Annotated in this window: 13 protein-coding genes and 1 tRNA gene; 3 read left to right on the top strand and 11 right to left on the bottom strand. The window is 67.9% G+C overall.

The features are described 5' to 3' along the window. The first annotated feature begins 2 nt into the window (after nt 1–2). Nucleotides 3–683, top strand: coding sequence for a RibD family protein (locus ASD42_RS29255; protein WP_235569874.1), 681 nt, complete (start codon nt 3–5; stop codon nt 681–683). Between the two features lie 144 nt (nt 684–827). Then, on the top strand, nt 828–1,286 hold the full coding sequence (locus ASD42_RS29250) for a deaminase (protein ID WP_056822568.1): 459 nt from the start codon (nt 828–830) through the stop codon (nt 1,284–1,286). Nucleotide 1,287: 1 nt separating this feature from the next. On the opposite strand, the gene ASD42_RS29245 is transcribed toward ASD42_RS29250, so the two are convergent. The 8 genes from ASD42_RS29245 to ASD42_RS29210 all read right to left on the bottom strand — a co-directional run bounded on the left by ASD42_RS29245 (nt 1,288) and on the right by ASD42_RS29210 (nt 11,725). Continuing rightward, a complete protein-coding gene (locus ASD42_RS29245; protein WP_056822566.1) occupies nt 1,288–1,707 on the bottom strand; it encodes a CBS domain-containing protein in 420 nt (139 codons plus the stop codon). Between the two features lie 103 nt (nt 1,708–1,810). Beyond that, nucleotides 1,811–3,706: a Stk1 family PASTA domain-containing Ser/Thr kinase gene (gene pknB, locus ASD42_RS29240; protein WP_056822564.1), complete on the bottom strand. Its 1,896-nt coding sequence runs from the start codon at nt 3,704–3,706 to the stop codon at nt 1,811–1,813. Further along, nucleotides 3,703–5,229, bottom strand: a complete 1,527-nt coding sequence (locus ASD42_RS29235) for a protein kinase domain-containing protein (RefSeq protein WP_056822561.1) — start codon at nt 5,227–5,229, stop codon at nt 3,703–3,705. The genes pknB and ASD42_RS29235 overlap by 4 nt, the downstream gene beginning before the upstream one ends. Nucleotides 5,230–5,266: 37 nt before the next feature. Beyond that, complete coding sequence (locus ASD42_RS29230; protein ID WP_056822559.1) at nt 5,267–6,739, bottom strand: peptidoglycan D,D-transpeptidase FtsI family protein; 1,473 nt, start codon at nt 6,737–6,739, stop codon at nt 5,267–5,269. Beyond that, nucleotides 6,736–8,208 carry an FtsW/RodA/SpoVE family cell cycle protein gene (locus ASD42_RS29225; RefSeq protein WP_056822556.1) on the bottom strand — a complete coding sequence of 491 codons (1,473 nt, stop codon included), beginning with the start codon at nt 8,206–8,208 and terminating at the stop codon, nt 6,736–6,738. The genes ASD42_RS29230 and ASD42_RS29225 overlap by 4 nt, the downstream gene beginning before the upstream one ends. Continuing rightward, nucleotides 8,208–9,656 (bottom strand): PP2C family protein-serine/threonine phosphatase, encoded by a 1,449-nt coding sequence (locus tag ASD42_RS29220; protein WP_056822554.1) that lies wholly within the window; start codon nt 9,654–9,656, stop codon nt 8,208–8,210. Before ASD42_RS29220 ends, ASD42_RS29225 begins: the two co-directional genes overlap by 1 nt. Beyond that, entirely contained in the window at nt 9,653–10,129 is a 477-nt protein-coding gene (locus ASD42_RS29215; RefSeq protein WP_056822553.1) for an FHA domain-containing protein FhaB/FipA, read from the bottom strand. Before ASD42_RS29215 ends, ASD42_RS29220 begins: the two co-directional genes overlap by 4 nt. 168 nt (nt 10,130–10,297) lie before the next feature. Next, a complete protein-coding gene (locus ASD42_RS29210; protein ID WP_056822550.1) occupies nt 10,298–11,725 on the bottom strand; it encodes a DUF3662 and FHA domain-containing protein in 1,428 nt (475 codons plus the stop codon). Between the two features lie 219 nt (nt 11,726–11,944). Between ASD42_RS29210 and ASD42_RS29205 the strand changes: the two genes are divergently transcribed. Then, a tRNA-Leu gene (locus ASD42_RS29205) sits at nt 11,945–12,027 on the top strand. A 51-nt stretch (nt 12,028–12,078) separates the two neighbouring features. Here ASD42_RS29205 and ASD42_RS29200 read toward each other — a convergent pair. Genes ASD42_RS29200 through ASD42_RS29190 form a run of 3 tightly spaced genes read right to left on the bottom strand, consistent with a single transcriptional unit; the run spans nt 12,079 to nt 14,133 of the window. Next, the gene (locus ASD42_RS29200) at nt 12,079–12,615 is read right to left on the bottom strand and encodes a TetR/AcrR family transcriptional regulator (RefSeq protein ID WP_056822547.1); all 537 of its coding nucleotides are present in this window, start codon (nt 12,613–12,615) and stop codon (nt 12,079–12,081) included. Continuing rightward, nucleotides 12,612–13,451 carry an alpha/beta fold hydrolase gene (locus ASD42_RS29195; protein WP_056822545.1) on the bottom strand — a complete coding sequence of 280 codons (840 nt, stop codon included), beginning with the start codon at nt 13,449–13,451 and terminating at the stop codon, nt 12,612–12,614. The genes ASD42_RS29200 and ASD42_RS29195 overlap by 4 nt, the downstream gene beginning before the upstream one ends. A 43-nt stretch (nt 13,452–13,494) precedes the next feature. Further along, nucleotides 13,495–14,133 carry a class I SAM-dependent methyltransferase gene (locus tag ASD42_RS29190; RefSeq protein WP_056822543.1) on the bottom strand — a complete coding sequence of 213 codons (639 nt, stop codon included), beginning with the start codon at nt 14,131–14,133 and terminating at the stop codon, nt 13,495–13,497. Nucleotides 14,134–14,171: the final 38 nt, after the last annotated feature.

Raw genomic sequence — 14,171 nt, 5'->3', positions numbered from 1 at the left:
CAGTGAAGGTTTTGCTCTCGGTGGCGGCCAGTCTCGACGGCTATATCGATGACGCGAGTGCGCAGCGACTGCTGCTGTCGAACACGGCCGACTTCGATCGGGTCGACCAGATCCGCGCCGAATCCGACGCGATCCTGATCGGTGCGCAGACACTGCGCACCGACAATCCCCGGTTGCTCGTGAACAGCGCCGAGCGCCGGGCCGCGCGGGTGGCGGCGGGCAAACCGGAGTATCCGGTGAAAGTGACCGTCACCGATTCCGGTGATCTCGATCCACACCTGCGCTTCTGGCACACCGGGGGCGACAAACTCGTCTACACCTCCAGCGCGGGCGCCGCGAAGCTCGGCGACCGGCTCGACGGACTCGCCGAGGTGGTCAGCCTCGGTGAGCGACTCGCGCTCTCCGCTCTCGTCACCGACCTCGGCGACCGAGGCATCCACAACCTCATGGTCGAAGGCGGCACCGGCATGCACACCGGCTTCCTCGCCGCCGACCTGGTCGACGAGATCCGCCTGGCGATCGCTCCGATCCTGGTCGGCGACCCGGCGGCCCCACGCTTCGTCGGACCGGCCGATTTCCCCGGCGGCGCCGGTCGCAGGCTGCACCTGGCGGATGTGGAACAACTTGGGGATGTCGCTGTGCTGAACTACCTGGTCAGACCTGCTTCCAGGCCCCGCAACTAACTGGTACCGCGAATGGAATCACTGCACTGACCTGGGAAAATTGCACTGTCCACAGTTCGCGGACAACTTTTCTCCACACCTGAACATGACAGATTCCACATCACGCGAGGGTTGTGGATAACTCGCCCACCACAGGGAAAAGACATGAGCTACGACGACACCGACCACCGGTTCATGCACAGGGCGATAGAACTCGCCAGGAACTGTCCCCCCAGCGAGACGGCCTATTCGGTCGGCGCGGTGATCGTCGCCGACGGGGTGGAGATCGCGACCGGTTTCTCCCGCGAAACCGATGCGAAGGTACACGCCGAAGAGGCCGCGCTGAACAAGCTCGACCCCGACGACCCCCGCCTGACCAGGGCAACGATCTACAGCACCCTGGAACCGTGCTCCACCCGCGCCACCGCGACCCGGCCGCCGTGCACCGATCGCATTCTGGCCGCGGGCATTCCCACGGTGGTTATCGCCTGGCGCGAGCCGAGCCTGTTCGTCGCCGCCTGCGAGGGTGTGGACAAACTCCGCACCCACGGCGTGCGCGTAGTGGAGCTCACCGACCTGGCCACCGAAGCCATGTCGATGAACACCCACCTGGATTTGAGCTAGCTCACGGCCGCCCGTAGATGGCGGTCACGAATTCGCCGAGCTGATTGTCGTCGAGGTGGCGAGCCAGGTCGGCCTCGCTGATCATGCCGACCAAGCGCTTGTTCTCGATCACCGGCATCCGCTTCACCCGGTGCGACTCCATCTGGTCGAGCACGTCCTCCACATCGGCGTCCGCGCTAACCCATCGCGGTGTCGACTCGCAGAGTTCCGCGGCCGTGGTCAGATCGGGAGACAGACCGAGCGCGACGCACTTCACCACGATGTCGCGGTCGGTGATGATGCCGCACATGCGCTCGTCGTCGTCGGCGACGACGAGCGACCCGACCCCGAGATCGGCCATCGCCGTCGCCGCGGTCGCCACGGTGTCACCGCGGGTGATCCACTGCGCACCGGGCTTCATGATGTCCCTGGCTGTCGTCATAAGGGGCTGTACCTCCTCGTCAGCAACGCTGGATGGGGATGAAAGCAGCCTCATTCTGCGCCCGTGCAGGCGCGACAGACGCGTTCGCCATCCAATCGAGACCTCAACGCGGAATCGGTGAAGCTCCTACATGCAGCACCACATTGCCGTTGATCGTCACTGCCGAACCGGCCGCCGGACTCTGCCCGACGACCTTGCCCGAGGCATTACCGTCGAGGGTGATCACCGTGGTCTGGCTGAGCTGACCGGTCCACCCTTCGCTGCGCAGTCTTTCCTGGGCCTGCACCGGCGTGAGCCCGGTGAGATCGGGGACGGTGATGCGGTCACCGGCGGAGACCTGGACCGTGATGGTCGAGCCCTTCTCCGCGTTGCTTCCGCCCGCCGGGTTGGTGGCGAGCACCTGGCCCTTCGGCAGCGAGGACTTCACCTCCTGGATCTCGACCTTGAAACCGGCGGGGTCGACCAGATTCGGCTGGGCGATCGAGATGTCCTGGCCGACCACGGTCGGCACCCGGACCTGCTCCGGACCGCTGCCGATGGTGACGATGATCGGCCGGTCGATGTCGACCCGCACGCCCTCGCTCGGATCCTGCGCGATCACCTTGCCGTTCTCGGCTGTGCTCGACGCCTTGCGCACCACGTTCGGATCCATTTGCAGGCCGATCGAATTCAGCTTCTGCTCGGCCTCGGTTTGACTCATCCCGAACAATCGCGGCAACTGCACCTGCGTCGGGCCGGTCGAGACCTGCAACGTCACTGTGCTGCCCTCGTCGATGCGCGAACCGCCGAGCGGCTGGGTCGCGATCACATTGCCCGGCGCCACCTTGCCGTCCGGCTTCTCCTGCACGGCCACATAGAAACCGGACTGCTGTAGTTCGTTCTGCGCCTGCTGAGCCGGCTTGCCCGACAGGTCGGGAACGGCCACCTGATCAGCTCGGCTGCCCGGCCCGACCAGCACCCAGAACAACCCGAACGCCACGGCGAGCGCGGCCGCGACACCGAGCGCGATCAGCCCGGTGCGGTTACGTTCCTCGCCGGGCGGCCCGACCGCGGGGTGCTCGGAGGTGTCGTCGCGGCGGTCGTGGAAGGTCCGCGGGCCCGGCTCGTCGTCGTAATCGGTGCGGTCTTCGTCGTTCATCACCATCGGCGCGCTCGGCTTCTGCCCGCCGAGTACCCGGATCAGGTCGGCGCGCATCTCCGCGGCCGTCTGGTACCGGTTGGCCGGGTTCTTGGCCATCGCCTTGAGGATCACCGAATCGAGCTCGCGCGGTACGCCGGGGTTGACCGACGACGGCAGCGGGGGATCTTCCTTCACGTGCTGGTAGGCGACAGCGACCGGCGAGTCACCGGTGAACGGCGGCTGCCCGGTGAGGATCTCGAACAGCACACAGCCGACCGAGTACACGTCGGAGCGCGCGTCGACGGTCTCGCCGCGCGCCTGCTCGGGTGAGAGGTACTGGGCGGTGCCGATCACCGCGGCGGTCTGGGTCATCGGGTTGGCGCTGTCGGCGATCGCGCGCGCGATGCCGAAGTCCATCACCTTCACCGCACCCGCGCGGTTGATCATGATGTTGGCCGGCTTCATGTCACGGTGCACGATTCCGGCCTTGTGGCTGAAATCGAGCGCGGCGCACACATCGGCCACGACTTCCATCGCCTTGCGCGGGGCCAGCGGTCCCTTGCCGCGCACGATGTCGCGCAGGGTGTCGCCCTCGACGTACTCCATGACGATGTAGGGCAGCGGCCCGCCGTCGACGGTGGCCTCGCCGGTGTCGTACACGGCCACGATGGCCGGGTGGTTCAGCGCGGCCGCGTTCTGCGCTTCGCGCTTGAACCGCAGGTAGAACGTGGGATCGCGGGCCAGATCGGCTCGCAGCACCTTGATCGCCACGTCGCGGGACAGGCGAACGTCGCGGGCGCGGTGCACCTCCGACATGCCGCCGAACCCGATGATCTCGCCCAGCTCATACCGAGAGGAGAGATTCTTCGGGGTCGTCATGGTTGTCCTATGGTCGGGCCTACGGCAGTGTCGCTATCGGGGAACGGCAGGTCGAAGGTGGGCAGCCGGGGGCGGCCCACGGTGGTGGTTCCCCCGGCGGGCGCCGTGGTGGTCGCTTCCGGTTTGGTCGTCTTCGGCGTCGTCGTCGGCTTGGTCTTGCTGGTGGTGGTCGGCGGCGCCGTGGTGGTGGTCGGCTCGGGGGTCGTCGTCGGCGGCTCGGTAGTGGTCGTCGGACGCGGCGGTTCCGTCGTGGTCGGCGGTTCCTCGGTGACGACCGGCGGCGGCACGGGCCTGGTGGTGGTCACCGGCGGCGGCACCGGCTTGGTGGTCTGCACGGTGGTGGTCGTGGTGCCCGAATCCCGGTTCGGTTCACCGCCGAACAGCAACCACAGCACGCCGCCGCCGAGCAGCAGCGCGCCGACACCGAGCGCGATCAGCCACTTCTGGTTGTTCTTGGCGTTGCTCGCGGGAACCGGCGCTGGCGCGGCCGCTTGGGTGGCCGGACCGCTGTAACCGCCGGTCGGCGGACCGACCGGGCCGCCCGGCTGATGGCCGAAGCGCATGGTCGCGCCGTCGTAGTCGGCCGCGGCGGCGGCACCGGCCGCGGCAATCGCGACGGTCGGGCCGGGCGGCAGCACCCTGGTCGCACCGGTCATCGACGGACCGGTGGCGCCGCCGGGGATCGGCGGCATGTGTCCGGCGCGCACTGCGGCCACGGCGTCGGCGAACTCGCCACCGCTGCTGTAGCGCTGCAACGGATCCTTGGCCATCGTGATGGCGATCAGTTCGTGCACGTTCGCGGGCAGGTCGTCGGGCATCGGCGGGGGCGCGTCGCGCACATGCTTCATCGCGACGGTGATCGCGCCCTCACCGGTGAACGGACGGACTCCGGCCAGTGCTTCGTAGCCGACGATGCCGAGGGAGTACACGTCGGAGGCCGCGGTGGCGTCCTCGCCGACGGCCTGTTCGGGCGCGATGTACTGGGCGGTACCCATCACCATGCCGGTCTTGGTCACCGGCGAGGCGTCGACCGCCTTGGCGATGCCGAAGTCGGTGATCTTCACCTGACCGGTCGGCGTCACCAGGATGTTGCCCGGCTTCACGTCGCGGTGCACCACGCCTGCCGCGTGCGCGACCTCGAGCGCGCGCCCGGTCTGCTCGAGCATGTCCAGACCCTGGATGACCGAGAGCCTGCCCATGCGGTTGAGCACCGCGTTGAGCGGTTCGCCCTGCACGAGCTCCATCACCAGGTACGCGGTCTCGCCGCCCGACGGGTCGGTGGTCTCGCCGTAGTCGTAGATGCCCGCGATCCCGGGTGCGTTGAGCTGCGCGGTGGTGCGCGCTTCCACCCGGAACCGCGCACGGAAGGTCGGGTCGGCGGAGAACTCGGTTTTGAGGACCTTGACCGCCACCCGGCGATCGAGCCGGGTGTCCATCGCTTCCCACACCTGACCCATACCGCCCGTGGCGATGAGCCGCTGCAGGCGGTAGCGGTCGGCGATCATGGCGCCGTTGTTCAGCATCGGGGCCCCCGTGTTGTCACTCGCACACTCATTTCGTTCAGCCCCCTGCCAGGCCCGCATCGAGCACAGACCTGGCGATCGGTGCCGCCACCGAGCCTCCGGTGGCAGCCAACTGCCTGTTGCCGCCGTTCTCGACGATCACCGCGATGGCGATCTTCGGGTTCTGCGCGGGCGCGAAGGCCATATACCAAGCATGTGGCGGGGTGTTACGGGGATTACTGCCGTGTTCGGCCGTTCCGGTCTTCGACGCGATCTGGTAAGGCGACCGCCCACCGCCCACAGTATTGGCCTCCGAGGCGACCATCAGATCGGTCAGGGTCGACGCTACCTGGGGGCTCACCGCCTGCCCGACGCTGACCGGTTTGGTCTTGCTGAGCTCGGACAGATCGGGTGCCTGGGTCTGATCGACCAGATACGGCTGCATCCTGGTGCCGCCGTTGGCGATGGTCGCGGCGATCACCGCGACATTGAGCGGTGTCACCGACACATCGCGCTGACCGATGCTGGACTGGCCGAGCGCGGCGTTGTCCGGGATCGGGCCGACGGTCGATTCGGCGACCGGGATCGGCACACTGGGCGGATCCTCGACTCCGATGCCGAACGCGGCGGCCTCGTCCTTGAGTTTGGCCGCGCCGACCTTAACGCCGAGTTCGACGAACGCGGTGTTGCACGAACGCCGGAACGCGTCGTAGAGGCTGGCCGTCGGCATGTCACCGCAGGTGGTGCCGTTGTAGTTCTCCAGCGTGGTGCTGGTCCCGGGCAGGGTGATGTTGGGCGCCGCGGTGAACTGGTCGTTCGGACCGGCGACACCGTTGGACAGCGCGGCCGCGGTGACGACGGTCTTGAACGTCGACCCCGGCGGATAGGTCTGCGAGACAGCGCGATTGAGCATCGGCTGACTCGGGTCGGTGCTCAACCGCTCCCAGGCCGCCCGGCCCGCCGCGCCGTCGTGGCCCGACAGTTCGTTGGGGTCGTAGCTGGGCGTGGAGACCATGGTCAAGATCTTGCCGGTGCTCGGCTCGATCGCCACGACCGCGCCGGTGTAGCCCTTCGAGGTCATCTGTTCGTAGGCGACCTGCTGCATCATCGGATTCAGCGTGGTGAGCACGTTCGCGCCGCGCGGATCGCGCCCGGAGAACATGTCGATGAGCCGACGCCCGAACAGGCTCGAGTCGTTGCCCGAGAGCAGCGGGTCCGCGGCCAACTCGAGCCCGGTCTTGCCGTACTGCATCGAGTAGAAGCCGGTGACCGGCGCGTACGCCGAGGGGTCGGAGGGGTATTCGCGCAGGTACTTGTACCGGTCGTCGGTCGCGACCGAGCCGGCGAGCACGGTGCCGCCCGCGGAGATCTGACCGCGCTGGCGCGAGTACTCGTCGAGCAGCACCCGCGAGTTGCGCGGATCGCTGCGCAGATCGTCGGCCTTGACCACCTGCAGGTAGGTCGCGTTCACGAGCAACGCCACCACCATCACCATGACGGCGACGGCGACACGACGCAGAGGTGTGTTCATTCGCTCACCCTGCTTTCCGGCCTGCGGACCAGTTCCGTGGCCGCGTCGGCGATCGGTGCGGGCGCGCGCTTACGGGCCGGAGCCGGTGCGCGAGCCGCATCGGAGATCTTCATCAACAGCCCGAGCAGCGCGTAGTTCGCCAGCAGCGACGAACCGCCGTAGGAGATGAACGGCGTGGTCAGACCGGTGAGTGGAATCAGTTTGGTGACACCGCCGACGACCACGAAGATCTGGATCGCGATGGTGAACGACAGGCCCGCCGCGAGCAGCTTGCCGAAGCTGTCACGCACGGCCAGCGCGGTGCGCAGCCCGCGGACGATGAAGATCAGGAACAGCATCAGCACCGCGGTGAGCCCGATCAGGCCCAGTTCCTCGCCGATGGTGGTGACGATGAAGTCGGTCTTGGCGAAGGGCACCTGCTGGGGTCGCCCGCTGCCGAGGCCGGTGCCCGCGAGGCCGCCGGTGGCGAAGCCGAACATCGACTGCGAGATCTGGTAGCCGGTGTTGTGGTAGTCGTCGAACGGGTGCAGCCAGGTGTCCACGCGCACGCGCACATGCCCGAACAGCTCGTAGGCGAACACGAATCCGAGCGCGAGCAGCCCGCCGCCGATGATCAGCCAGCCCACCCGTTCGGTGGCGATGTAGATCATCACCAGCACCGTGCCGAAGATGAGCAGCGAAGTGCCGAGGTCTTTTTCGAGCACGAGCACGCCGATGCAGACGATCCACACGATCAGGATCGGGCCCATATCGCGTGGCCGCGGCCACTCCATGCCGAGGAAGTGCTTGCCCGCCGCGGTGAACAGATCACGCTTGGCCACCAGAACGCCAGCGAAGAAGATGATCAGCAGGATCTTCGCGAATTCGCCCGGCTGCATGCTGAATCCGGGCAGCCGGATCCAGATCTTGGCGCCGTTGACTTCGGAGAACCGGCTCGGCAACAGTGCCGGAATCGCCAGCGCGACCAGGCCGACCAGGCCTAGTGTGTAGGTATAGCGCGCCAGCGTGCGGTAGTCCCGCAAGACGATGAGCAGGCTGATGAACACCACGATGCCGAGGCCGGTCCACATGATCTGCTGGTTGGCGTCGGGGGAGGGTACCGCTGTCGCGTCGTACGCCGCCTTCTGCGCTTCGGCGAGATCGAGCCGGTGGATCAGCACCAGCCCCAATCCGTTGAGCAGCGCCACAATCGGTAGTAGGAGCGGGTCCGCGAACGGCGCGAACCGGCGCACCGCGAGATGCGCGATCCCGAACAGCGCGAGGAACGCCACCCCGTACTTGGCGATGTCGGTGGTGATCGACTGTTCCTGGCTCGCCTCGACGATGAACAACGACACCGTCGTGATGCCCGCCGCGCCCGCCAGCAACAGCAACTCCTGGTTGCGTCGCGTCGACGGCGGCGGCGCCGGCGCGAATCCACCAGGGGGACTGGGGAACGCCCCAGCCGACGGCGGTGGCGGTGCGGACATCAGTCCGTCACCCGGCAGTTCTCCCCTGAGATCTGCGGGGTTGTCGGAGGAACAGTTGTGGTGGTCGGCGCCGGGGTGGTCGTGGTCGGTGTCGCGGGCTGGTCAGGGCCGGGAGTCGGTGCGCCACCGGGGATCACCGGGGTCTGCTCGGGCGGCAGCACGCCGGGCTGGGGGACCGTTTCCTTCTTCGGGCACGGCGGAAGGAGCTCGTTCTGCGCCAGCACCTTCATGCTGCCGCGCGCCTTGTCCAGCGAATCCGGCGGCAGGCCCTTCTGCACCTGGTCGCGCCCGGTCTGCTTCAGGTCGCTGACCGTCAGCGTCTTGCAACCGCTCGGCGCAGGCTTGCCCACCTCGACGAGAGTGAGCTCGCTCTTGCTGTTCACACAGCCCGTCAGCTCCACGTCGTGGATCGAGTAGCCGAGGATCGAACCGGGCAGGCCGCGCATCACGACCACCTTGTCGTTGTCGGCGCCCACGTAGTAGTTGCTGCGAATCATCTTGTAGCCCACCACGAGTCCGATGGCCACCGCGGCGATCAACGCCAGCGACAACAGCAGCCAGCGCAGCTTGTGCGACTTCGTTTCCGGCGGCGGCGCGGCGGCGGCCCGGCGCGGTTGCGCGCGGGGCGGACGCATGGCGGCGGCTCGCCCTGCCGCGGTATTCGGCGGCGGGGAGTCTTCCTCCTCCTCGGTGGAGGCGGCGCCCGCGAGAATCGGGTGGCTCTGGCCGTAGTCGAGGTCGATCACATCGGCGACGACGACGGTCACATTGTCCGGACCACCGCTGCGCAGCGCCAGCTCGATGAGCCGGTCGGCGCACTCGTCGGTGTTGCCCTCGCGCATGGTGTTGCCGATGGTCTCGTCGCTCACCACGTCCGAAAGTCCGTCGGAGCACAGCAGATAGCGGTCACCGGCGCGGGCTTCGCGCATGATCAGCGTCGGCTCGATCTCGTTGCCGGTGAGGGCGCGCATGATCAGCGAACGCTGCGGGTGGGTGTGCGCCTGCTCGGCGGTGATCCGGCCCTCGTCGACCAGTGACTGCACGAACGTGTCGTCGCGGGTGATCTGGGCGAGTTCGCCGTCGCGCAGCAGGTAGGCCCGCGAGTCGCCGATATGGACCAGGCCGAGTTTGCGGCCCGCGAACAGGATCGCGGTGAGCGTGGTGCCCATGCCGTCGAGTTCGGGTTCGGCCTCGACGTGGTCGGCGATGGCGGCGTTGCCGGAATGCGTGGCGTGGTCGAGCTTGCCGAGGATGTCCTCGCCCGGCTCGTCGTCGTCGAGATGCGCCAGCGCGGCGATCATCAACTGCGAGGCCACTTCTCCGGCGGCGTGCCCACCCATGCCGTCGGCCAGCGCTAACAGGCGTGCGCCAGCGTAGACCGAATCTTCGTTGTTGCCCCGGACGAGTCCGCGGTCGCTTCGCGCGGTGTAGCGCAGAACAAGTGTCACGATCGCAGCTCGATCACTGTTTTGCCGACTCGCACCGGAGTGCCGAGCGGAACACGGACGGCGGTGGTGACTTTCGCGCGGTCGAGATACGTGCCGTTGGTGGAACCGAGGTCTTCCACGTACCAGTCGTCACCACGCTGAGACAGTCGCGCGTGCCTGGTCGAGGCGTAGTCGTCGGTGAGTACCAGCGTCGAATCGTCGGCGCGTCCGATGAGAACCGGTTGCGTGCCGAGGGTGATTCGAGTGCCGGCGAGTGAACCATGAGTCACCACTAGATACTTGGCGCCCTTCTGGCTTCGGCTGAAGGAGGGCAGACCGATGGATCCGCGATTAGCGCGGGTTGCCCTCGGCTGTATCCGTATGCCGGATGCCGCGTAGATATCGCTGCGCAAGGTCCGCAGAACGGCCCAGACGAACAACCAGAGCAGCAGCAGGAACCCCGCGCGGGTCAATTGCAGGATCAATCCCTGCACGGCGTTCCACCTCCTGTTTGCCCGGGTACGTCGGTACGGCAGGTGCGGGCCGAACCACCCCCACCAGCGTGCTGGCTTGCGGGCCCCGAGGTCGGGACCGTGCGTGTAATGGCAGCATCATAGAGCCGACAGCGTCGACTCGTGACGTGCACCGCGCAGCTTACGGGATCAGACGATCCTGATCAGGATCTCGGAATGTCCGGCCCGGATCACGTCGCCATCGGCGAGCTGCCAATCCTGCACGGGGGAACCGTTGACGAGCGTTCCGTTGGTGGAACCCAGGTCCGAGAGCATGGCCGTCTGGCCGTCCCAGCGCACCTCGATATGCCGACGCGACACGCCCGTGTCGGGCAGCCGGAAGTGGGCATCCTGGCCGCGGCCGATGATGTTGGAACCCTCGCGCAGCGCGTAGGTGCGGCCGCTGCCGTCGTCGAGCTGGAGCGTGGCCGAGTAGCTCGACTGGGCGGCGGCGTAGCCCGCGCCCTGCTGCTGGCCGTAGCCCTGCTGGCCGTAGCCGGCGGCGGGCTGGGCGTAGCCGCCCTGCTCCTCCTGGCCGTAGGCGGGCTCGGCATAGCCGGGCTGCGCGCCGTAACCCTGCTGGCCGTAGCCCTGCTGCTGGGGTTCGGCGTAGCCCTGCTGGCCGTAGCCACCCTGCTGGTCGTAGCCCGGGTCGGCATAGCCCTGCTGGCCGTAACCGGCCTGCTGGCCGTAGCCCTGCTGCTGCGGTTCGGCGTAGCCCTGCTGGCCGTAGCCACCCTGCTGGTCGTAGCCGGGCTCGGCGTAACCGGGCTGGGCGCCCGGCGCGCCGTAGCCACCCTGCTGGCTGTACGCCTGCTGGCCGTAGCCGCCCTGCTGGTCGTAACCGGGCTCGCCGTACGCGGGCGCGGCGCCGTAGCCACCCTGCTGGCCGTAGCCCTGCTGAGCGGGCGCGGCGGGGTCGTAGCCGTTCTGGTAGTCGCCACCCTGCTGGCCGTACGCGTCGCCATATCCGGGCTGCGCCTCGGGCGCGCCGTAGCCGCCACCGCGGCCGTAGTCGTCTGCCGGGTAGGGAGCCCCTGGCGCGCCGGCGGGCGGCGGTGCGTACCCGCGGTTGCGTGGATCGGACTCCGCGGGCTCTCGGCTTGGCTCGTAGCCTGAGTTATGCGTCATGGGGCCAGCTCCTGGTTGCGGGTGTGCGGGTCGTTGTGGCGGTCCGGTGCGAGGTGGGGCCGTCCCGCGACCGGCGTCGGGGTCGACGCGGCCGCTCGCTCTGAACATTCCGGTGTGCAGCGTAGGTGATGCCTCGAACGCCACGTGTACTTCGCCGTAGGTCTGCCAGCCCTGCTCCCGGATGTAATCCTGCAGATGTTTGGCGAACGCTTTGGTTGTCAGGTCGTGATCGGCGTCGAGCTTGCCGTGATCGGTTTCGTTGATCGTGATCACGTAACTGTTCGGCGCGAGTCGATGTCCGCCGTCCAGATCCTGGATCTGATCTGCGGCTTCGCGCTGCAGCGCGGCCTCCACCTCTTGGGGAACCACACTGCCGCCGAACACCCTCGCGAACACGTCACCGACAGCGCCCTGCAAGCGACGTTCGAATCTCGACACGATGCCCATCACAGCCCTCCCTTCGGTGCGCGTGTCCGCCCTCCTCGACACGCTGGTTACGGCGTGTCCGGACCCGACCACGTTCCTTGCATGATATCCACGATCCTCTACCTGGGTAACTCCCGGCGGCGCCCCCCGGTTCCCCGGCTGGATTCCACGGCATCGCCGCAGGTCAGGGAATCGATTTTATTTTCGCCCGCGGGGCATGTTAGATTTTTCCAGTCGCTCGGGCGAGTGGCGGAATGGCAGACGCGCTGGCTTCAGGTGCCAGTGTCCGTAAGGACGTGGGGGTTCAAGTCCCCCTTCGCCCACAAGACTAAAGGCTCGATCCTTCTGGATCGGGCCTTCTGTCGTTTCCGGGGTCAGGGGCGGGCGATGCGGAGCAGGGCGGCGCGAAGATCCGGTCGCGGGGACTGTGCGTCCAACTCGAGTAAGGCGGTTTCGGCTGTTGCCGCTACCAACAGCACGGCGACGGGCTCCGGGTCGGTCCAGCCCATCGCCGTGAGGTCGGTGGTGAGCAGGGTGGCGGCGGCGGAATTGCGGGCGCTCACTTCGGTGGCAAGGCCCGCGTCTGTTCTCGCCTGTACTAATAGGCCCTTTGTCGCGGGAGCGGCCAGGCAGCCGTCGAGGTAGGCGGTGATGCCGGCCGCGAGGCGTTCCTCGCCTGGGGGTAGATCGGCGGTCGCCGTGCCGACCCGGGCGTCGAGCTCGTCGTGGAAGGCGCGGTGCAGGGCGAGCATGTAGGACTCCCTGCTGGGCCAGTGCTGGTAGAAGCTGCCTTTGGCCATCTCGGCGGCGGCTGTGACGGCGTTGACCGAGAGCTTGCTCAGGTTCTCGGTGGCCAGCAGCTGCCTGCCCGCGTTCAACAGCGCCCTGCGGCCGGGCTCGGCGGATCTCATTGCCGCATTCCAGCACGGCCCGCGAGAAACTCGCGCACGGTTTCGAGGAACAGCTCGGGGGCCTCGGCGAACGGTTCGTGCCGGGTGGGCAGCAGCGCGACCGGTGCCGCGGGCAGGGCGCGGGCGATGCCGCGCCGGTTCACCAGCCAGGGGTTACTCGGGTCGTTGCGGCCCCAGACCACCTGGACGGGAACCTCGGGGAGCAGCGGGGCGGCGGCCAGGTCGACGCGCGGGTCGTCCAGGCTCCGCCAGAGACTGCGGTACACAGCGAGCCGGATCGGATCGCCGGGTATCTCGCGGGCCCGCTCGAAGAGGGGCCGAACACCCTCGTTTCGCGGCGATCCCAGATACAGCCGTGCGTTCACGACCACGAACCGCCGGGCCACCGAGGGCCGCGCGATCAATCGGAACATGGCTCTGGTCACCACATTCAGTGGTGCGAACCCGGCCGACTGCACCAGCACCAGCCCGCGCACCAGGTCCGGTGCGCGCTCGGCCAGGCGGACTGCCGCGTATCCGCCGACGCTGTTGCCGATCACCGTCAGCGAACCGAAACCGAGCTGCGCCAACGACTTCGACACTCGCACGGCTACGTCAGCGAGCGCGTCGACGGTGATCGCGTCCGGATCGATGACCGTCGACGCGCCGTAGCCCGGCCAGTCGATCGCCGCCACAGCCCACGTCGTGCCCAGCGTGGGGACGATCTGATCGAAGTCGCGGTGGTCGCCCGGATTCGCGTGCAGCAGGAGCAGTCCCGGCGCATCGCCGGGCGAGCGCCCGCTCAGGTGCACGACCACGTCGCCATACGGCGTGACGACGGTGATCGGTGTGCTCATGTCCCGACGGTAGCCATGACCGACCGGTCGGTCAAGAGTCTGATCACACCTTGCGAGCGATCAGCAGATGGTGCGGAATCGGCGGATTCGCCAAGGTGCGCTGCTCCACGGTCAGTCCGGCGGAGCTGAGCACCGCCACCACATCGGCGACCGGACGCAAGGTGAATCCATAAGGGGTGAACGGCATTTTGGCCATGGCGTCGGGATCGCCGATGCCGATCACCGCGGTGCCGCCGGAGCGAAGGACGCGGGCGAGTTCGACGCAGGCGGCCGGGAGGTCGTCGAGGAAGTAGATGGTGTTGACGGTGATGGCCGCGTCGAGGCTCGCGTCGGGCAGTGGGAGCGCGGTGAGGGCGCCGTCGGCGAGCGCGAGGCGGCCCTCCGCGAGCTCCATGGCGAAACGGCCACGGGCGCGGACGAGCATATCGGCGGACGGCTCGATGCCGTGCACCATGCCTTCGGCCCCGACGCGGGCCAGCGACAACTCCAGTCCCACCCCACCGCCGAAGCCGATATCGGCGACCGTCGCGCCGGCTGTCGGCGACGCGGCATCCACAGCCGCCGCGATGGCGCGCTTGTTCCCCCGATTGAGTACGAACGCCACGCCCTTACCGAGCACACCGTGCGGATTGCCTAGCTGCCCGGCGATTGTCGTGAGCAGGCGATCTTTGACCCCGGTCATTTCGTCATCGTAGGCGGCGTTTTCTCGCCGTCGGTGCC

This window comes from Nocardia sp. Root136 (genome assembly GCF_001427185.1).
Taxonomy (GTDB): domain Bacteria; phylum Actinomycetota; class Actinomycetes; order Mycobacteriales; family Mycobacteriaceae; genus Nocardia; species Nocardia salmonicida.
The sequence above is the reverse complement of the archived record's forward strand: the minus strand, read 5'-3'. Positions and strand labels throughout refer to the sequence as shown.